This window comes from Peribacillus sp. Bi134, from assembly GCF_918698065.1.
Classification (GTDB): domain Bacteria; phylum Bacillota; class Bacilli; order Bacillales; family DSM-1321; genus Peribacillus.
In genome coordinates, this window is sequence record NZ_CAKKLN010000005.1 from 232,102 (window position 1) to 251,760 (window position 19,659).

Annotated in this window: 17 protein-coding genes and 1 riboswitch; of the genes, 2 read left to right on the forward strand and 15 right to left on the reverse strand. The window is 40.2% G+C overall.

The annotated features are described in order from the left end of the window. Nucleotides 1-2: 2 nt before the first annotated feature. Nucleotides 3-1,064, reverse strand: coding sequence for a helix-turn-helix domain-containing protein (locus LQ188_RS12365; protein ID WP_230176964.1), 1,062 nt, complete (start codon nt 1,062-1,064; stop codon nt 3-5). Between the two features lie 290 nt (nt 1,065-1,354). Here LQ188_RS12365 and LQ188_RS12370 point away from each other — a divergent pair, with 290 nt between their 5' ends. Beyond that, nucleotides 1,355-1,603 (forward strand): ferredoxin, encoded by a 249-nt coding sequence (locus LQ188_RS12370; protein WP_034308087.1) that lies wholly within the window; start codon nt 1,355-1,357, stop codon nt 1,601-1,603. A gap of 126 nt (nt 1,604-1,729) precedes the next feature. Here LQ188_RS12370 and LQ188_RS12375 read toward each other — a convergent pair whose 3' ends face one another. Further along, nucleotides 1,730-2,311, reverse strand: a complete 582-nt coding sequence (locus LQ188_RS12375; protein WP_101222448.1) for an ECF transporter S component — start codon at nt 2,309-2,311, stop codon at nt 1,730-1,732. 163 nt (nt 2,312-2,474) lie between these two features. Continuing rightward, a riboswitch (FMN riboswitch) is annotated at nt 2,475-2,610 on the reverse strand. Nucleotides 2,611-2,951: 341 nt separating this feature from the next. On the opposite strand from LQ188_RS12375, the gene serA reads away from it, so the two are divergent. Beyond that, nucleotides 2,952-4,526, forward strand: coding sequence for a phosphoglycerate dehydrogenase (gene serA / locus LQ188_RS12380; RefSeq protein WP_101222449.1), 1,575 nt, complete (start codon nt 2,952-2,954; stop codon nt 4,524-4,526). A 132-nt stretch (nt 4,527-4,658) separates the two neighbouring features. Here serA and LQ188_RS12385 read toward each other — a convergent pair whose 3' ends face one another. The 13 genes from LQ188_RS12385 to ahpC all read right to left on the reverse strand — a co-directional run bounded on the left by LQ188_RS12385 (nt 4,659) and on the right by ahpC (nt 18,875). Then, nucleotides 4,659-5,882 (reverse strand): hypothetical protein, encoded by a 1,224-nt coding sequence (locus LQ188_RS12385; protein ID WP_230176965.1) that lies wholly within the window; start codon nt 5,880-5,882, stop codon nt 4,659-4,661. Beyond that, complete coding sequence (gene sigX / locus LQ188_RS12390; RefSeq protein ID WP_230177091.1) at nt 5,848-6,408, reverse strand: RNA polymerase sigma factor SigX; 561 nt, start codon at nt 6,406-6,408, stop codon at nt 5,848-5,850. Before sigX ends, LQ188_RS12385 begins: the two co-directional genes overlap by 35 nt. Before the next feature lie 207 nt (nt 6,409-6,615). Further along, entirely contained in the window at nt 6,616-8,409 is a 1,794-nt protein-coding gene (locus LQ188_RS12395; protein ID WP_230177092.1) for an ATP-binding protein, read from the reverse strand. Continuing rightward, a complete protein-coding gene (locus tag LQ188_RS12400) occupies nt 8,406-9,122 on the reverse strand; it encodes a response regulator transcription factor (protein WP_101222452.1) in 717 nt (238 codons plus the stop codon). The genes LQ188_RS12395 and LQ188_RS12400 overlap by 4 nt, the downstream gene beginning before the upstream one ends. Nucleotides 9,123-9,418: 296 nt before the next feature. Continuing rightward, nucleotides 9,419-10,597 carry a c-type cytochrome biogenesis protein CcsB gene (ccsB, locus tag LQ188_RS12405; protein ID WP_101222453.1) on the reverse strand — a complete coding sequence of 393 codons (1,179 nt, stop codon included), beginning with the start codon at nt 10,595-10,597 and terminating at the stop codon, nt 9,419-9,421. Next, entirely contained in the window at nt 10,590-12,239 is a 1,650-nt protein-coding gene (locus tag LQ188_RS12410; RefSeq protein WP_101222454.1) for a cytochrome c biogenesis protein ResB, read from the reverse strand. Before LQ188_RS12410 ends, ccsB begins: the two co-directional genes overlap by 8 nt. A gap of 18 nt (nt 12,240-12,257) precedes the next feature. Then, nucleotides 12,258-12,788, reverse strand: a complete 531-nt coding sequence (resA, locus tag LQ188_RS12415; RefSeq protein ID WP_144478468.1) for a thiol-disulfide oxidoreductase ResA — start codon at nt 12,786-12,788, stop codon at nt 12,258-12,260. Nucleotides 12,789-12,996: 208 nt separating this feature from the next. Continuing rightward, nucleotides 12,997-13,737, reverse strand: coding sequence for a 23S rRNA pseudouridine(2605) synthase RluB (gene rluB, locus LQ188_RS12420; RefSeq protein WP_034308106.1), 741 nt, complete (start codon nt 13,735-13,737; stop codon nt 12,997-12,999). Nucleotides 13,738-14,040: 303 nt separating this feature from the next. Then, complete coding sequence (locus LQ188_RS12425) at nt 14,041-14,577, reverse strand: spore maturation protein (protein ID WP_101223454.1); 537 nt, start codon at nt 14,575-14,577, stop codon at nt 14,041-14,043. 4 nt (nt 14,578-14,581) lie between these two features. After that, on the reverse strand, nt 14,582-15,175 hold the full coding sequence (locus LQ188_RS12430) for a nucleoside recognition domain-containing protein (RefSeq protein ID WP_230176966.1): 594 nt from the start codon (nt 15,173-15,175) through the stop codon (nt 14,582-14,584). Further along, entirely contained in the window at nt 15,168-16,328 is a 1,161-nt protein-coding gene (locus LQ188_RS12435; RefSeq protein WP_230176967.1) for a D-alanyl-D-alanine carboxypeptidase family protein, read from the reverse strand. The genes LQ188_RS12430 and LQ188_RS12435 overlap by 8 nt, the downstream gene beginning before the upstream one ends. A gap of 158 nt (nt 16,329-16,486) precedes the next feature. Next, complete coding sequence (locus LQ188_RS12440) at nt 16,487-18,133, reverse strand: FAD-dependent oxidoreductase (protein ID WP_230176968.1); 1,647 nt, start codon at nt 18,131-18,133, stop codon at nt 16,487-16,489. 178 nt (nt 18,134-18,311) lie between these two features. Continuing rightward, the gene (ahpC, locus tag LQ188_RS12445) at nt 18,312-18,875 is read right to left on the reverse strand and encodes an alkyl hydroperoxide reductase subunit C (protein ID WP_034308115.1); all 564 of its coding nucleotides are present in this window, start codon (nt 18,873-18,875) and stop codon (nt 18,312-18,314) included. Between the last annotated feature and the right edge of the window lie 784 nt (nt 18,876-19,659).

Consider the following 19,659-nt stretch of genomic DNA (forward strand, 5'->3'; position numbering starts at 1 on the left):
CATCACTCACCTATTTTCGCAAGTACAAGTCTTATTTGGAAAAAGCTTATCTCTTTATTATCGACCATCTGCTTGATTGCTTTAAGCTTTTTTGTTCCAAGTTCCTTAATAGCTTCAGCAATTTTCCTCTCATCCTCGATATTCACATAATCTGAAATCGGAAAACTCTTGTCCGATAAGACAATTTCTACGAGGTGATCTTCGATGGTGTTGACTTTCAATCTGCGGATTTCAGCAATTTCACCCAGACTTTTCCCTTCATGGATGTATCGTAAAGTAGCCTGTGTAGATTGTGTCAAATGAGGATTCCCACTACTTTTCCAATCATTTGTTAATGTGGACAAGAGAGGGTAATCCTTTCCCGTTTCCATTTCAGCAAGCATTTGATGCAATGAATCAAGGAATGTAAAGCGGACATACTCTTCTTCTACATCCTTCCTTTTTGCAATCTGTTCAAACGTAAGTCCAATCCTGTTTATCCCGGTTATTTTCAAAATGAATATGTCTCGTTTCATATCACTTTGACTTTCTAAAAGGGATATCAGTTCATCATATAGATGTTGGGCAATCAATGCTCGATCCTGACGATTGGCATGTAAAAATTCCTTTACGAAGAATTGGATTTTGGGATTTCTTTGTATCGGATAAAAACGTCTTTCATTGTGGACAATATGGGATATGGTTTGAATGAGTAAGTTTAACCTTCCCCAGAAAACCGGGGTGATATTGTGATATTTCCAACCATTAATATACGCCGGAAAAGGATTATTTTTAAAGTAATCGACTAACATTCCTTCACCTTGCATACTAATTTCATATGCATCTGGTTTATCCGTTAATTTAATCAAGTCATGCTTAAGTAAATGTTCAATGTTTTGATTTAATTGCTGACGGGTAAATCGAGGTATTGTCCCAAAAATATCCGTTAGCCCGAATAAATGGGCATCCTGGATTGTTTGTGACGATTTCTTCCCCTGCAGCATATGGTATATAGCATAAATGGAGCGTTCGCCTTGAAATTTTTTTATCGCATATAGAATGATGGCCTGTAGATAATTATTCATGGGACTCACATCCTTGTTTCATTTAACCAATAAACCCATTGTAACAAATAACTGCAAAAATCGCCGTTATTATTGATGAATACAAGGAAAATTATGTGACTAAATGACGAATCATGGAAAGAACCAAGTTAAGTATTTCGATGTTTTCCGTTGACATTGTGCTACATGATAGTTATTATCAATACAATTTCTATTGAAAAGTTTGGCATTCGGTCTTACAATAAGAAAGAGATAATAATCTGAAATAAAAAGATTATCAGTTGTCAATCAACTTAGGAGGGGTTATATTCATGGCTAAATTTACTATTGTGGATAAAGAAACATGCATAGCTTGTGGAGCTTGCGGAGCAGCGGCACCAGATATATATGATTACGATGACGAAGGGATTGCATTTGTTACCCTTGACGATAACGAGGGAATCGTTGAAATTCCTGATGTACTTATAGATGACATGATGGATGCATTTGAAGGATGCCCAACGGATTCTATTAAAGTTGCTGACGAGGCATTTGACGGAGATGCACTTAAATTCGAATAACGTACAAGCCATTTTCAATCGAAAATGGCTTTTTTTTTGCCATCTCCCCATCCCAAAATGAAACAGGCATAAAAAAACAACCGAATACGAATATCCGGTTGTTTTTTATTTCTATCGTTAATGCCATTAAGCATTTTTATATAATGTTTGTTTATTGATCCATGTCTGTAATTTAATGAACAGCAACATGAATACGGATGTGATGAGTACGCCTTTTATCACATTGAAAGGCAAGATTGCCGTCGTAACGAGCTTTCTTGACTCGGGTGCCGACATTGCATCCCATCCCATAAAGAAGGTATAAGCCGGTAAGAAGACATAATAGTTTAAAACACTCATGAATACTGCCATGGAAACTGTTCCCGCAAGTAAAGCGAATGTCATCCCTTTTTTTGAATTGATTTTCTGAAATACATAATAAGTCGGCAAGACAAACAGTATTCCGGCTATGAAGTTAGCGATATGCCCCACAGGTACAGCAGTCAAGGTCCCTGTCATGACTAAATCCAATAGGTTCTTAATGAACTCGACTAGAATTCCAGCCATCGGTCCGAAAATTAATGCCGCCATCAGTGCTGGTATGTCGCTAAAATCAACATTGAGAAAAGGCGGGAATCCCGGAAACGGGAAATTTAAAAGCATCAATAAATAAGAAATGCTTCCCATCATGGCAAGTGTGACCGTTTTTTTCACTTTGTTCTTTTTCATAGGTCTCTCTCCTTCTTTTTCCGATCTACCTGAAAAAGAGGTTAGGGTTCCATATGTTGATGTTCAATAAAAAAACCTTTAATTCCAATAGAATTAAAGGGATAAATTAAAGGTTACATCAAACAAACGTTCAGCAAATAACTGTTGAAACGCACTCAGGAACCTCCATCTTCTCCCATCCAGACTATACTGTCGGCTTTGGAATCGCACCAAATCCTGCCTTGTAAGGCTCGCGGGCTTAGAAGAAGAAACTCTTCATCACCGCCGGTGGGGAATTGCGCCCCGCCCCGAAGATAGATCTATAAAATTTTTTTATACTTCCCATTATATCTGAATTACTTGTTTTTTGATAGCACTTTTTTTCTCAGTTGATTCATTCAGGATGAATATCGATCATCACAGTGAATGGCTTAAAATAAATAGTGGATACACAAAATGAAAATTCGAAATAATGAAAATTATTTTTTATACTATTCAATCCTTGATGAAGCCATTTATATCGCGACATTAAACAGATGATCAGAAGATCACCATTCTATTAAGCGCTTACATCCGGTTAAGCCAAATTGACATATTCAGCATTTCAATTGTAAAATTAACTGAAATTTAAGATAATTTTTTCCTAGGAAGGTGTTAAGTCGTGTATCGGATTTTAGTAGCAGACGCCATTAAACCAGAAGGACTCGGACCGCTATCTGAGGCATCCAATATTCATCTCATTCAAAAGACCGTAGAGGAAGCTGCAAACGAACTTGATCAGATTGATGCAATTCTTGTAAGAAGTGCTACGAAGGTTTCAGAGGATTTAATGAACCGTATGCCGCAGCTAAAAATTATAGCACGCGCTGGTGTCGGTGTAGATAACATAGATATCCCCTCGGCGACAAAACGCGGGATTGTCGTGGTTAATGCACCTGACGGCAACACCATTTCAACAGCTGAACATACATTCGCCATGATGGCTTCATTAATGCGCCACATTCCGCAAGCTTATGCTTCACTGAAGAATGGGGAGTGGAAACGTTCTTCATATACGGGTACTGAACTTCGTGGTAAAACATTAGGAATAGTTGGCTTTGGACGTATCGGAGGGGAAATTGCCAAACGCGCTAAGGTATTCGGCATGGATGTCATTGTCTATGATCCGTTCCTTACTGTCGATCGTGCAAAGAAAATGTCCGTAACTGCCCTGCCGTTAGATGAATTGCTTCCTAAAGCAGACATCATTACTGTTCATACACCACTTACGAATGAAACTAGAGGATTAATCAATAAAGAAAAACTGCTTACCTGTAAAAAAGGGGTTTATGTACTTAACTGCGCCCGGGGCGGTATTCTGGACGAAGATGATTTATATGAAATGTTAGTTCAAGGACATGTCGCAGGGGCGGCCCTGGACGTTTTCGTCGAAGAACCTCCAATTGGCCATAAACTGCTTGAACTGGATAGCGTCATTGCTACACCTCATCTGGGTGCTTCAACTAAAGAAGCCCAATTAAATGTTGCCGTACAGGTTGCCCAGGAGGTATTGACCTATTTCGAAGGAAATCCAGTCTCAAGTTCTATCAACCTGCCAGCCATATCTAAAGAAGTGTTTGAAAAGGTACAGCCATTCTATCAACTTGTCCAGCAAATGGGATCCATTGCTTCTCAGTGCATGAATGAAGGAATTCAGGAAATCTCCGTTACGTATGCCGGAGAATCATTGGATTTCGATACAGCGATTCTTACAAAAAGTCTAATCTCCGGCTTTTTCAGATCAAGAGTCGATGCATCTGTAAATGAAGTGAATGCCTTGTTGATCGCAAAAGAGCGTGGCATAACCGTTGGTGAAAAAATCTCTACGGACTCTTTAGGTTACTCGAATTTGATCAGCCTTAAAGTAAAAGGTGACCACCGTGAATTAACAATCAGTGGGACCTATATCGAAAATTACGGTTCTCGAATTGTAAGTTTGAATGGTTTCAAAATCGACTTTCATCCAGAACCGAATTTACTTTATATCCAGCATACCGATAAACCTGGTGTAATCGGTAACGTAGGTAAGGTCCTGGGTGATCACGGAGTGAATATCGCCACCATGCAGGTTGGCCGTAAAGAAGCTGGCGGGGAAGCCATCATGGTTTTGAGCTTTGATTTACCATTGGAAGATAACATGAAACAATTTTTAATGGAAACAGAAGAAATTACATTCATGGCCCGTATTTCATTATAAGACAAAAAAGTGCCCGTCAGCGCGGGCACTTTTTCTGTGAATGCAAGGGGCTTTTGCTTACCATGGACAGTGTGTTTATAACGCACCAACATATGAAAAACCTTCATATTTATTAAATCTTAGCCCGCTGCATCAATTTACTTGGTTCGGAGCTTTGGGCACCAATATGTCTTCAGTTAAATTCAGCTGGCCTACCTCTTCAATTGGAGCATTTTCAAACTTCACTTTTTCAAAACCAAAATCCTTAGCTATGAAGAGGATGGCTTCTAAAGCTTGAAGGGATTCCTCACTATTTTCAATAGCAGCTTGATCTGATAATTGAATGATCACAAGATCTCCATTCGAGCTTATCCTTTCCCATTTCAGGTCAGGCGGGATTGCAGGTGAAATTCCCTCGATGTCTGCCTCCCCTTTTCCAGCCTGCAGCGCTTCCTCAAAGTCCTGATATCCCATATTGCTTGGAACAAGAAACCTTGGGGAGGACTCATCCTTCTGGTAAAGCAGGTATGTGCGATTTTTTTGATGAGGTATATCCAACTCCTTTAAATATCCCGCATGCGCAAACATGGCACCTTGCTCACCATCTGTAGAAAATGTCATTTTCTCTATATTATTATAGGAAAGAGTTTCCTCCAACGAATGGAGAAAAAGTGTATCTTCATCCAATAGTTGGCTTTTTTCTTGAAAGTCAATATGAGCAGTGGCCGTATCGTTTCCTTGGCTAATCTTTATATCAAGTGGAAAATAATCAGATAGCCCATATTGCTCTTCATTGATGTCGGACATTTGATTAACTAACTGTTTCAATGTATCACTTTGATCGTAATGTTTGAGTTTAATTGAAATGGGAACGATGAAATTCATTTGATCATCTGGGATCCCCATCGTAATGATCGATGCATCGTTAAGGTCATTTTGATAAATCGCTTGTGCAAAGTTTTTTTCCTTTTTCCCTTTTCCGGGTTCCATTTCTGAAACCTCGTCTTTAGATTCAATTTTTGCTTGCTTACTCGAAAACTCTTGATAATCCTGTTTATCTTCTGGAGGAATTTCTTTGTTGCTTGCATCCTGCCGTTCATGATCTGCCGTTTCCTTATTTTCAGATAGAGATAATTTCCCACTACTTCCGCTGTCCTCTTGACTTGTCGTTCCTTTTTTTTCGATAATTAACGATGATGCCAAAACAACCATTAAGAATAAGGAGGCAAAACCCGCAATTAGAGGTATCCAGTGTTTCTTTCTCTTTTTATCATGTATTCTCGCAAACACCTCTGCCTTGGCTCGGTCATCTTTAAATTTCGGAAGCTCTCGGAGCAAGTCTTCAATTTCGCTTTCTTTCCAACGGGACCTTCTCAATGCGGTGGCCCTCCTTTCCTGATAAATCCTCCATCAACTTTTTAATAGCCTTCAAAGCACGGTGCTGGGTTGTTTTTACCTTACTTTCACTCCAATTCAATACTTCAGCAGTTTCCGTAATGGACAATCCCTGAATATATCGTAAAATGATGACGGATCTTTGATTCGTGGTACACCGGTTTAGGCATTGATAAATATCTTGGATTTCATCGTTCATGATAGCCACTTCTTCGGGAATGGGTTCTTTATCTTTTATCAATTGCCTATCCCATTCAAAGTTGGGAAAGATTTTGTCTTTCCACCCTTTTTGTTTCCGAAAGTAATCAATCGTCACATTTCTAGCAATCGAATACATCCACGTTTTTTCACTGCTCTTACCTTCGAAGCGTTCATAGGCCTTCATCACCCGGATATAGACCTCCTGAACAAGGTCCTCAGCCGTTTCTCGATTCTTGGTCATATAAAAAATGAATTGATAAATTTCCTGATGATATTTCTCATAAAGATCGTGGAAAACGGAATCCATCATTTCCCCACATCCGTTCATAAATATAGTCGTCAATCCTAAATAAAAGTTACATACTTCGGCTTTTATATTATTATAAAATTCCGTTAATTTCCACATATTCGGGACTTTCCTAAAAAAAAACAAAGGCAAGTTGGAAAGAAATCCAATTGCCTTTGTCTTCTCAGTTCCTTATGAAACAAGATTTTTTGGCAAGCCACCCGTCATTCATTCAGCATTCTCCAAAATTCGAGGCAGGATAAAACTGAACGTTGTCCCTTTATCAGGTAAACTGTTTACAGATATGAAGCCATCATGGGCATTGATTATATTTTTTACGATTGCCAAACCCAATCCGGTGCCCGAACGCCCGCGGGTCCTTGCTTTATCCGCTTTATAAAACCTCTCGAATACAAAAGGTAAATCTTCTTCGGGAATTCCAGATCCAGAGTCCTTCACATCAATGATCAGACCCCTTCGATCACTTGTCCTCTGAATGACATCAATGTTACCTCCTGGAGGAGTATGACGAATCGCATTATCAATTAAATTGGTCAAAACCTGTTCAATACGGTCCGGATCGAAATGCCATTGAATTTGATCATCTTCAAGACTGGCTGAAATTGTAATCCCTTTTTCTTTAGCTAGCCCGGAAAACTTACTTGTAATCCTCTTTAAATAAGGAGAAATAGGTACGCATTCATAGCTAAGGTTCATTTTACCCGATTCCAATTTAGCAAGATCGAGCAGATCATTGACCAACCGTCCCATTCTCAAAGACTCATCATAGATGATGCGGGCCATTTCCACCTTTTCCTCTTCACTGCTCGCAATGTCATCTACGATCGCTTCACTATATCCCTGCAACATTGAAATCGGCGTTCTTAACTCATGCGAGACATTAGCTATGAAATCAGTCCTAAGTTTGTCCATACGTCTTTCATCACTCATATCCCGTATGATGGCCACCGCTCCCCGAATATTGTCGGCATTTGTGTATAGGGGACTGACAATCAATCCCCAATCTCGGCCCTGCAAGGTAATTTCACCGACCTTCTCCTTATCGAAGGATTCTGATTCATCAAAAAGATTCATTAAAACCAACGGGACATTCACATTATCTTCCCGGTTATAGCCCTTTTCAAAGTACCAGGATTGCAGGAACCTTTCCGCAGGCGGATTCGTTTCAAGAATTGTGCCATCTTTATTGAAGGTAATGACCCCATCTGCCATACTGCTAAGAATGCTTGAGAGATGTTCCTTTTCCTGACTAAGTGCATTCATATTGAATTTCAGCTGCTTCCTCATCTGATTAAACGCTATGGCCAGCTCACCGATTTCATCTTGAGTCAGAATTGGAACCTTTGTATCAAATTTCCCTCGGGCAATCGCTAGAGCGGCTTCCCTCATCTTCACCAATGGGGCATTGATTCTTGTGGATAAAAAGAAAGCAAAAATCGTTGTCAAAATAATGGCGATGCCTGCTGCCAATAAAATGAACTGTGTAGTGGATTTTGTGGTTTCTTCCATGGACTCCAACGATTGAAATAGAAATACCTCATCCTGTTCTCCATTCAATTCAAGTGGAATGCCTACTACGATTGCTGACAATTCCTCGTTACCCGCATCATCGGAAAGCGACATTTCCTTTTTCACAGTCTTTCTTTCCGTAAAAACCTTGAGTAATTCGGAATCATTTTTTATGAGTTCCGGTGTGATTTCGAACTCCTTATCTCCTCCGATGGACGAGAATATCATTTTGTCATCATTTAGAATGATCATTTTCGCTTCGTTGCCTATTAGTTCCGAAGCTATTTGTAAAACCTCATTGCTGGATCCCTGATGTTCATTGGTAACCTTTATGATTTGTTCAGCGGTTTTGGTTAAATCATTTTCAATATTTTCAATTTGGAAATTCTCAAAGAATTCGACCAGCAGAACAGTTAACACGATTAATACAAACGACACGAGCAATAGGATCGTTGCCCATAGCTTCCCTACAACACTGCCCCATAGCATCAGTCATTAACGACTTCGAACTTGTAACCTACACCCCAAACGGTGACAATCATCTTGGCTGCGTTTTCGGATATGCGGTTTAATTTTTCACGTAAGCGTTTAACATGCGTGTCTACAGTTCGAAGATCTCCAAAGAATTCATAGTGCCACACTTCTTTTAACAATTGCTCCCGATCGAAAACCTTATCTGGGGATTTCGCCAAGAAATATAATAATTCATATTCTTTTGGTGTTAATGAAACCTCTTTGTTATCTGCAAGTACACGGTGGGCATCATTATCAATGGTTAGATGTGGGAAGACGATCACATCTTTCGCCGTCGTTTCCGTCTGCATGTAACTTGTGCTTGATGATCGACGTAATAAAGCCTTAACCCTTAACACCACTTCACGCGGACTGAAAGGCTTTACGATATAATCATCGGTACCCACTTCGAACCCTTGAACGCGGTTCACTTCTTCACCTTTAGCAGTCAGCATGATAATCGGTGTCGTTTTCTTTTCCCTTAATTCACGGCAAACTTCGATTCCATCTTTACCAGGCATCATAATATCCAATAAAATTAAATCATAATCATTTTCAAGGGCTTTTGTTAAAGCCACATCTCCATTTTCAGCTTCATCGATCATGTATTCTTCTCTTTCCAAATACATCTTTAACAGCCGGCGGATTCTTTCCTCATCATCCACCACGAGAATTTTAATAGCGTTATACATTATGTAATCAGCCTCCTATCATATATTCTACAAAATGAAAACTTCCATGACTAATACTTTTTCCTCACAAAGTACGATAAAGAGCGTATTTCGCATGGCTTCCATGAACCTTTCACCATTTTGTCACAAAAAAAGACTTTGACCGCCCACTTAGAATTCTTAAATGCTATTTCAACGAAATATTGTTTTATTAAAGGGAGCGACAAAAAAGGGGGCATTTTCCAGAAAAATCGATAAGCCTACTCCTCGACGTTTCTATCAAAAGACCCCCTTCATCTAAATATTACAATACAGAATCAAGCATATGAATGCAAACCAGCAATAACAAGATTTACGAATATCAAGTTAAACATTATGATGGCAAAACCGATTACGGCAAGCCAAGCTGATTTTTCCCCTTGCCACCCCTTTGACATGCGGAGATGCAAGAAAGCCGCATAAAACAACCAAGTAACCAGTGCCCAGACTTCTTTCGGATCCCAGCCCCAGAATCGTGTCCAGGCCACTTGAGCCCAGATCATTGCAAAAATGAGGGCACCGAGTGTAAAGATCGGAAAACCGATAAGGACCGAACGATAACTAATCTCGTCCAATAAATTCAAATTCACATTTTTAACGATCGGTTTAATCAATGCCGCCACTCTTTTGCGAGCGATCAACCTTATTAAACCATACAGGACGAGTCCCGCACCGATTGACCAAATTACAGTATTCAGTTTCTTGGCATTGATCAGTGCAGGCATGTCCACCAGAGGTTCAAACCGATCCGTCTCGATAAGTTTCCCTTCATGGGGACCTACCAATGCCGGCAGGTTGAATTCCTGTTTGACCTCGGCACCATGTTTATCGACCCAATCAAAATTTGCCTTATAATCCATGGCAGCAAAAGAAGAAGTGATGATGACGAAACCGAGGGTGCAGACTAATGTAAACATGATGGCTTCAAGCCAGAACGTTCTTTTGCTTGATTGTGTCTGATCGACGAATTTGATTAAATAAATGATGGCAGTAACGAAACTTATGGCAAGGATTGACTGTCCTGCCGCAGCAGTCGTAACATGAATATGAAGCCAATCGCTCTGCAAAGCAGGAATGAGTGGCGAAATTTCTGTTGGGAACATACTTGCATAAGCGATTATCAATAATGCGATCGGTAAAGCGAATAGCCCAAGGGCAGGTGTTTTATAAAGAAAATAAATTAATATGAAAGCACCGACCAGCATCATTCCGAAAAAGGTCGTAAATTCAAACAGGTTACTTACCGGGGCATGGCCTGCAGCAATCCATCTTGTGATGAAATACCCAATTTGCGCTGCAAATCCGATAATGGTAATGAAAATGCCCAGCTTAGCCCATTTGTTTTGTTTCTTTTCCTCCGCCCCGCGTTTATCCTTGATCGATCCCCCAAATAAAAAGGTAGCGATCAGATATAAAATGAAAGCGGCATATAAAAGGTTACTGCTTAATTCAGCCATTTAAAACTTCCCCCTTACTAGAAGATTTCTCCTCTTCAAGTTGATCCATTGGTTCGGAAAGTGATGTTGATTCTATCGCTTGTTTTATATCTCTTTTAATGCCATGCCAGTTTTTGTTTGTATGGCCGGCCAAAAGTATCTCATCATCTTTCCTTTTAATCCATATACGCCGGTGATTCCAATAAGACCCTTGGACAACGCCGATCATGAAGATGATCCCACCAGTGAATAGGATCCAAAGCGTTAAATCCTTCCTGACGGTCAAAGCCGTGACATCTTGGGTTTCCACACCATTAAAAGCCATTTTATAAGTGTTTTCCCCTAAGGGCTCCACAGTCTCCTTAATCGCCACGAAACTGACTTCACCCTCTGGCTTATCCGGAGTATGCATTTTAAAGATAAATGCTGGATTATTCGGAATCTTCGATATCGTTCTAGGCTCGCCTTTTTCATCGAACTCGAAATCTGGGAAGTAACTGATCAAGTCAACGGAATATCCTTCTTTCAACTCGTATTTCTTTTGAGGATTATTCAAATCAACCTTTAAGCTGCCATATTTCTCTTCGGTTTTTTTATTTATCAAATTAAAAGCCATCGTACTGAGCTCATCCAATTTATAGTCTACTTGGTAGAGAGCATAATGATCATGTTTCAGAGGTTCATTGACTTTGATTTTGTAATCTTTAAGCTTATCAAGGTCCACTTTTTCCCCTGGTAAGGTTTCTCCCTTGCGCTCATAGAGCGTAACATCGGATTGATAGGTTTTTGCGATCGTACCGGTTTTATCAATTGCAGCACTGTACTGCTCATCTTCTTCATTCTCTTTGTCATACACCTCTAAGGTAAATTCATTATTCTGGAGGTAGTATTCACCATTTGTACCCGGGATTTCTTTTCTCTCGCCTTCACGCAGCCAAAGTACTTTGTCGATATACATCCCAGGGACGGAACGCAATAATGCTCCAATTAAGAAAATGATAAGTCCAATATGATTTACATAGGGTCCCCAACGTGAAAAACGACCCTTTTCGGCAAGTATATGACCGTTTTCCTCTCGTATATGATAACGCTGCCTTTTTAGTCTATCCTTTACTCCTTCAAGGTTTATATCTTGGTCTTCAAGCTTTGTCACCCCATAAATCCGCTGACGTTTCATGAACCCGTCATGACGTGTGACCCCTTGTTTTTTTAACGATCGATATAACGGAAAGAACCGGTCGATACTGGCAATCAATAGTGATATGCCCAGCATGCCTATGATAATCAAATACCACCATGAGCTATACAAGTTATGAAACCCGAGTTCATAATACACCATTCCGAACCAGCCGTATTCCAGTTCATAATGCTCTGCAGGCGTAGCTGTTGAAGGAATGTACATTTCCTGGGGTAGAATCGTCCCGATAGCCGAAGCGATCAAGGCAATGACAATGAGCGTCACCCCGACCTTAACGGAAGAAAAGAAGTTCCATATTTTATCGATGATCGTTTTTTTATATGTTTGTGAACGCCTGGCACTTCCTTCATATCTCATATCAATAAGCTTGTTCTCTTTTTCGTTATCAAGCACCATACCGCATTTCCCACAAATCTTTGTGCCAAACGGATTTACATGACCACAATCGCATTTTACTTCTTTCATGTCAAAAACTCCCCAATATTATGGTTTAATTCTCTCCATATGCTTTTGGATGCTCTCTTCTGTCAAAGCTCCAGTGATGATATCTATCACTTTCCCCTCTTTATCAACCAAAAAGGTGACAGGCAATATATCCACGCGATAAGCATTTTCCACTTCCCTACCTTTATCGATCATGACAGGAAAGGTAAGATCATGCTTTGTAATGAAATTATTGACAGCATAGTCAGATTCCCCGACATTAACCGCCAATATCTCAACGCCCTGGTCTTTAAAGTTTTTATATTGATTTTCCATATAAGGCATTTCATATTCACACGGCTTGCAATATGTACCCCAAAAGTTCAGGAAGACGCCTTTTCCCTTGTAATCGGAAAGTTTATGCTCTTTGCCTTCCATATCAGTCAAGACGAAATTGGGTGCATCGGATCCTTTTCTCAGGCTTTCATTCTTATCTTTAGTGAAGTTCGTATAAAGGGCAAACACTAAAGCTGCACCTAAAAGCAGGAGAATGATGGTTCTGCTAATTAGGCGTCGCTTCTTCTTATCCATAGATATCCTCCTAAGGCCACACTAAATTTAACCATACCATTATACCATTTAACGCCATGTCCTTTTTATTTACATTTCTGAAGGTTTTGTGACATTCTTTCCCGATTCATGAAGGAAAAGGTATTTACAGGTTGTTTTCCACCACCCATTCTTCCAGGAGAAGAATGGGGTAGTGGTTTCAACCTATCAATACAGGAAAAAATCTTGTCTACATTCTCCGCTGTTTAGGTTCGGTCGTTGCTAATGTCCGCATTAATTTAACTTCATGTGGAGTCAGCTCCCGGGAATCTCCTGCTGTTAAACCGTCCAATGTCAAGAAACCATATTGTTCCCTCTTCAATTTAATGACGGGATGGCCAATTGCTTCGAACATCCGGCGGACTTGCCTGTTCCTGCCTTCATGTATTGTGATTTCAACGATGGCCGTTTCCTTTTTCTTGTCGGTAGACAATACCCTTGTCTTGGCTGGAGCAGTCTTGCCATCCTCCAACTTGATACCTTTATCCAGCTTTTTCAAGCTTTCACGCAAAGGCATTCCTTTCACTTTTGCCACATACACTTTATCCACTTCATGCTTCGGATGCATTAACGTGTTTGCAAATTCTCCGTCATTCGTTAAAATCAATAAGCCCGAAGTATCGTAATCCAATCGGCCAACTGGATAAATCCGTTCATTGATGTAAGGGAAAAAGTCCGTTACGACTTTTCTGTTCTTATCATCAGAAACTGCCGAAATGACGCCGCGCGGTTTATAGAATAGGAAATAAACCGGGGCTTCTTTTTCAAGCGGGACTTCATTAACCTCGACCTTATCATTAGGCCCTACCTTCACACCTAATTCCTTCACTACTTTGCCGTTCACTTTTACCTTACCTTCTAAAATCAACTCTTCTGCTTTACGGCGGGAAGCCAGTCCAGCATGTGCTATCACCTTTTGTAATCGTTCCATCTATCTTCACCCCATAGTATAATCATTCGTTTGTTATTGTCTATACATACACAATCATACAATTATTACATATTGAGAGGCAAAAACAAAAGGTTTTTCGCTATTAAGAGCTTTTCTTTTATTATTACACCAATAATGGGACGGTTAAATGGGTTGGTTTCCATAATGAGTGTAACATAGCTTATTTTTCCATACAAAAAAATGTTTCTTTTGATGAAATTTTGAATGAACCCTATTAATGGAGGACTAATTTTAAGAAAAAAGACAAAAAAAAAAGAAATGGAATCGCCCATTTCCCTACCTTTAATTCATACCGAAAACCAGTGTGACGACAATAACGGCAGCTATGATTCCGATCAAGTCTGCCAATAGGCCGACCTTAAGGGCATCACCCATTTTTTTGATTCCGACGGCTCCAAAATAAACGGTCAATACATAGAAGGTGGTATCTGTACTTCCCTGAATCGTGGCAGCCAAGCGCCCAATAAAGGAATCCGGTCCATAAACCGATATCAGGTCGCTGGTGATTCCTAAAGCGGCGGTTCCGGATATTGGTCTAATAATCGCAAGGGGTAAAACCTCAGACGGAAAATGAAGAAAGGAAAGCAAGGGCTGCAGTGATTGTACAATGAAATCCAACGCCCCTGATGCTCTAAATACTGAAATCGCCACAAGCATCCCTACCAGGAAAGGGATGAGGGAAAAAGACATGCTGATTCCTTCTTTCCCCCCCTCAACGAAGGTCTCATAGGTGGGAACTCTTTTCAATGTGCCGTAGAGTAATATGCAGAGTATCAATATCGGTATCATCCAAATCGAAATGGTGGTCATCCAGTGCAACATCCTATTCCCTCCCGTTCCTCTTTCTCCTGTAATAAAAATATCGATCTATCGCGATTCCTCCAACGGCAGAAATGGCCGTTGCTATTATGGTCGGAAAAACGATGTCCGTCGGGGAGTGGGCATCGTAATTCATGCGGATCGCAATGACAGTAGTTGGAATCAACGTTACGCTTGAGGTATTGAGTGCTAAAAAAGTGACCATCGAGCGGCTGACCGTTGCTTTTCCTCCATTTAGTTTCTTTAGCTGTTCCATGGCTTTTATACCAAGAGGCGTAGCTGCATTCCCCAATCCGAATGTGTTTGCCATCATATTGGAAAGTATATACCCCATAGCGGGATGATTAGGAGGAACTTCTGGGAACAGCCATCTCATGAATGGTTTGAACAAGTTGGATAGTTTATCTAACAGCCCCGACTCCTCCGCTATTTTCATCAGGCCCAGCCAAAAAACTAGTATGCTCATCAATCCCAGACAAAGCGTGACCGCTTCCTTTGCGCTGACAAAAAGAGCTTCATTCACCTGTTCCATCGTCCCATTAACCATGCCAAAGACAATACCGATCACAAACATCCCGAACCAAATGTAATTAACCATTTCGTCCGATTCCCAATACCGCTTCAAATACCTCAGCCCATGAAGATTGGAATGATTGTTGCTTGAAGCTTTCTTTTGCTACCCCATAAAAAATCGAACGAGTGCCTATTTTCTTTCCATCGAGATAGATGGATGCTCTGCCAACCACTTCCGGGATTTTCCTTTTATCTTTCCAAGCCTTCTGGGGCTTCAGCAATTTCATTTTCACATTGACCATTTCTCTCTCTTCTTTTGTCAGTGGGTACGAAAAATCATTTTTAATGTAGACATGCCCTTTATATATTTCATTTTCCATATTTTTTACCATGCCTTCGGGTAAAATTTCTGTCGGCTTATAATCCTTAAAGGCGGATTCGTACATTTGAATATGATCATTCCAATCATCCGGGCCATTCAATGTCACAGCAATCAGGTCATGTTCGTTTTTTGTTGCCGTCGTGACCAAGGTACGTTTTGCTAGTTTGGTATAACCTGTTTTCCCACCTGTGCAATACTCATATAGTTGTGTAAGCAAACGGTTTTTGTTCTTCCATACATAATCCCATTGTTCTGTGGAATTAGGTGCCCTGTGTTCCTTTGTGCCGGCAATCTTTACATACGTTTTATTTTGCATGGCATAACGAGTGAGTATGGCCATATCATATGCGGTTGAATAATGGTTCTTCGTATTATCCAAACCATGTGGATTTGAAAAATGGGTATTTTTCATTCCGATTTCTTCAGCTTTTTGATTCATCATCCAGACGAATCCATCCAGGCTTCCGCCAACCTTTTCGCTGATCGCGACTGCTGCATCATTACCTGAACGAAGCATCAAGCCATAAACCAAATCTTCGAGCTTAATTTTTTCTCCTTCTTTTAAATAAAGGGAAGAGCCCTCCGTCCCGAAGGCATTGCTGCTTACCTTCACTTTTTCATCCATTTGTCCCGATTCAATAGCCAAGATAGCCGTCATTATTTTCGTAATGCTTGCAATACGGTTCTTTTCATGGGCATTCACTTCATAAATGACCCTTCCGCTATCCTCATCCATTAAAATCGCACTATGGGCACTTACGGATACATTTGCTTTGGCGCTTTGTACAGGAGCCATAAAAGACAACAGGAGAATGACGATACACAAACTTGATAACCCTTTATATGGAAAACGCATGAGTGCCCCCTCGTCTCTTTACTTGTTTTTGTACAAGTTTATGCAAAGGGACAAGGGTTATGAATAAAAGAATGTAATCCTTCATGTCATCCACTGATTTTCTCAGTGATTTCCCATAAAAAAAATCGATAGGGGACCCCTATCGATTTAGTGTTCTATCATACTAATAATGCAGCGATTTCATCAATTTTCTTAGCTCCGAATACCACTTCTTCATCATTGATGATCATGGCCGGCACGCTCATGACTTTATATTTCTTCTTGATTTCCTGGAAATTGCTTATATCGACCATTTCAGCTTCAACGTTAGGGTTTTCAATCGCTATGCGCTGAGCGCCCACTACAACGTCAGGACAGTAGTGACATGCCAATGAAACCATAATCTTAATGTTCGCTTTTTTACTGATACCCTTGATTGAATTCAATACGACTGAATCCAATGCTTGACCAGGTCCGGCCAGGTTATAGATAGCCAGAATGAAGGAATTCAACTCATGGCCGCCTGGTACACCGTGGTATTTGACGCCACTGTATTCACCATTCGAATTTAAGAGGGAAACGACAGGGAACTTATCTGCATTGATTTTTTCTTCAATTTCCGTATTTTCCCCTTTGTTGTATAACTCAAGATGGAGCTTATCTCCTAATTCCGCAACATCCAACAAGAAGTCTCGCAATTCGACTGATTTTGGCAAACTTTCATCGACGATGGAAACTAATGTAACGTCGCTCTCCATCTTGCCGAAGATTCCCTTTAATTGGCCACGTAACGCATCACTCAATAAAGCGCTCTTGCCTGCTGGGACAGTGGCCTGTTCTTTTTTCGCCGGTTTCTCAACTTCAGGTTCATCTTTGATTCCCAGGCGATCTTTTTCTTCTGCAATATATTTACCGGCATCCGTTGCTGCAATCGCTCCATCAGATACAGCTGTGATAATCTGGCGCAAGGATTTGGGTCTTAGGTCGCCCGCTGCATAAACACCCTTTACACTAGTCTTCATATCATCATCGGTTAAAATGTAACCAGCATCATCCATTTCGATATGGCCATTGAAAATCTCTGTTTTCGGCTCGTAACCTATGAAAACGAATACGCCAAACGTACTGTCTTCTTCCTTCGCCTTATATTCAAACTCTTCTTTAGTCGCATTATTGATGAAACGGGCACTTTGAATCATCCCGTCTCCATATACCCCAAGGATTTCCGTATTGAATTTCACTTCAATCTTATCATTTGCCATTACTTTATCAACAATGGACGGGGCACACGAGAAGCTTGATTCCCGGGCGATGATTGTAACTTTTGTTGCAAAGCGTGTCAGGAAAATAGCTTCTTCAGCAGCTGCATATCCTGCCCCGATAACGAAAACTTCCAACCCTTCAAAGAATTCACCATCACATGTTGAACAATAAGCTACACCGCGGCCGGTAAATTCCTCTTCACCTGGAAATCCTAGTGTTCTTGGAGAAGCACCCGTTGCAATGATGACGGCGCGTGCATGGTAGTCCCCTCCAAGGGTTTTTACTACTTTCACCTCACCGGAGAAATCAACGCCCGTTACATCGGCTTTGGCGAACTCAACGCCAAAATCTTCATTTTGAAGCTTCATTTCTTCAACTAACCTAGGGCCCGATATATGACGGATACCAGGATAATTGGCTATTTCCGATGTAGTTGCAGCTTGTCCGCCGCCAGTTCCTTTTTCTAGGATTATTGTTTTTAGCTTGGCTCTTCCTGCATAAACACCTGCTGAGAGGCCTGCAGGACCGCCACCAATAATTAATAAATCATATATTTTTTTCATCTTTTGTGCTCCTTGCTGAATGATTATAACGTGCTAAAATGATTATTTTGAAAAACAAAAGGCACTTATTTTAGGTAAGTGCCTTTTGTCATTAGATCATGTCGGACGAATTGTCCAGTAATCGTAATCAATGCTGGGTATGTCCATTACCTTTAGAAACGGACCCTCCCATTAAAAATTAAAGTTTACCTACAAGGTCTAGGCTTGGTTCAAGTGTATCTTCACCTGGAGTCCATTTTGCAGGGCAAACTTTATCTCCATGTTCCGCTACGAATTGTGCAGCTTGAACTTTTCTTACAAGTTCTTCTGCATTACGGCCAATTCCTAAATCATTGACTTCGTATGCTTTAATTTGTCCTTCTGGATTTACGATGAAAGTTCCACGTAGAGCCAAGCCATCTTCTTCAATCAATACACCGAATTGACGGGATAAAACGTTTGCCGGGTCAGCTAGCATTGGATATTGGATTTTACCGATTGTATCAGTAGCATCAGCCCATCCTTTGTGGCTGAAATGAGTATCTGTTGAAACTGAGTAAACTTCACAACCGATTTCCTTGAATGTTTCATAGTTATCTTGAAGATCAGCTAATTCAGTTGGACATACGAAAGAGAAGTCAGCTGGGTAGAAAAAGAATACTGCCCATTTTCCTTTAACATCTTCAAGTGTAACTTCTTTGAACTCTCCTGCATGGTAAGCTTGTACTTTAAAATCTTCAACTTGTTTATTGATTAATGACATAATAAATTCCTCCAATAGCTAATTTTTTTATCTGCTCCTATTTATAATAATTATTAAATAGAAACTAGTCAATAAATATACCTTAATAATTTTTAAGTTCACAAATTGGTCACAGTTTTTATATTGATATAAATTAATTATTTTTAAAAACCCATAGTACTTCAGATATGCAGTAATAACACATTTCCAATGTTATTTCAAGGATTTAAATAAGACATGTACTCACTATTTCGTGAGATGATATCATCTCCCTTTCAATCTAATTATAATATCCAAATGAGAATCATAAGTCGCTTTAAAATTAAATTAGCAGGTTCTCCTTTATATCCTTGCCATAATTTCCCTAAAAAATTCTTGATACAAAATTTCAGGCAAAAAAACACGAACCTTTACGGCTCGTTTCAGTTTGGTGGCAAAATGTTGTTCGGATTCCAAATAGTAAGGTGAAGGTCGAAAAAAATTTGTGAACGGTCGAATATAGTGCCTCGACGGTCGAATACTGTGCGAGGTAGGTCGAATAAAGTGTAGTTTAGGTCGATAAACTGCGTTAACGTCCCACGACAGTGCTGCGGGTCGAAAAAAGCTCTCCGGTCTTTATGGTTTTTACTGTCATCTTCATTGAATTGAGAAATTTACGACACTACTGCCGAAAAACTGGCTGCAGAGACACCAAAGGCGCTTGCTTTGATTTTGCTTGGCAGACAGTCGGCGGAACTTTTCAAATAAAAAACTGCAGGCAAACTGAGTTTTCATCGAGTTTGTCTACAGTCCGGAATGAACCTTT

Excerpts from the sequence above, each read along its gene's own strand:
- LQ188_RS12435 (WP_230176967.1), bottom strand. The coding sequence starts at position 16,328 with ATGCGTTTTCCATATAAAGGGTTATCAAGTTTGTGTATCGTCATTCTC.
- LQ188_RS12365 (WP_230176964.1), bottom strand. The coding sequence starts at position 1,064 with ATGAATAATTATCTACAGGCCATCATTCTATATGCGATAAAAAAATTT.
- LQ188_RS12400 (WP_101222452.1), bottom strand. The coding sequence starts at position 9,122 with ATGTATAACGCTATTAAAATTCTCGTGGTGGATGATGAGGAAAGAATC.
- resA (WP_144478468.1), bottom strand. The coding sequence starts at position 12,788 with ATGGATAAGAAGAAGCGACGCCTAATTAGCAGAACCATCATTCTCCTG.
- ccsB (WP_101222453.1), bottom strand. The coding sequence starts at position 10,597 with ATGGCTGAATTAAGCAGTAACCTTTTATATGCCGCTTTCATTTTATAT.
- LQ188_RS12430 (WP_230176966.1), bottom strand. The coding sequence starts at position 15,175 with ATGGTTAATTACATTTGGTTCGGGATGTTTGTGATCGGTATTGTCTTT.
- ahpC (WP_034308115.1), bottom strand. The coding sequence starts at position 18,875 with ATGTCATTAATCAATAAACAAGTTGAAGATTTTAAAGTACAAGCTTAC.
- sigX (WP_230177091.1), bottom strand. The coding sequence starts at position 6,408 with ATGGATTCCGTTTTCCACGATCTTTATGAGAAATATCATCAGGAAATT.
- rluB (WP_034308106.1), bottom strand. The coding sequence starts at position 13,737 with ATGGAACGATTACAAAAGGTGATAGCACATGCTGGACTGGCTTCCCGC.
- LQ188_RS12410 (WP_101222454.1), bottom strand. The coding sequence starts at position 12,239 with ATGAAAGAAGTAAAATGCGATTGTGGTCATGTAAATCCGTTTGGCACA.
- LQ188_RS12370 (WP_034308087.1), top strand. The coding sequence starts at position 1,355 with ATGGCTAAATTTACTATTGTGGATAAAGAAACATGCATAGCTTGTGGA.
- LQ188_RS12440 (WP_230176968.1), bottom strand. The coding sequence starts at position 18,133 with ATGAAAAAAATATATGATTTATTAATTATTGGTGGCGGTCCTGCAGGC.
- LQ188_RS12375 (WP_101222448.1), bottom strand. The coding sequence starts at position 2,311 with ATGAAAAAGAACAAAGTGAAAAAAACGGTCACACTTGCCATGATGGGA.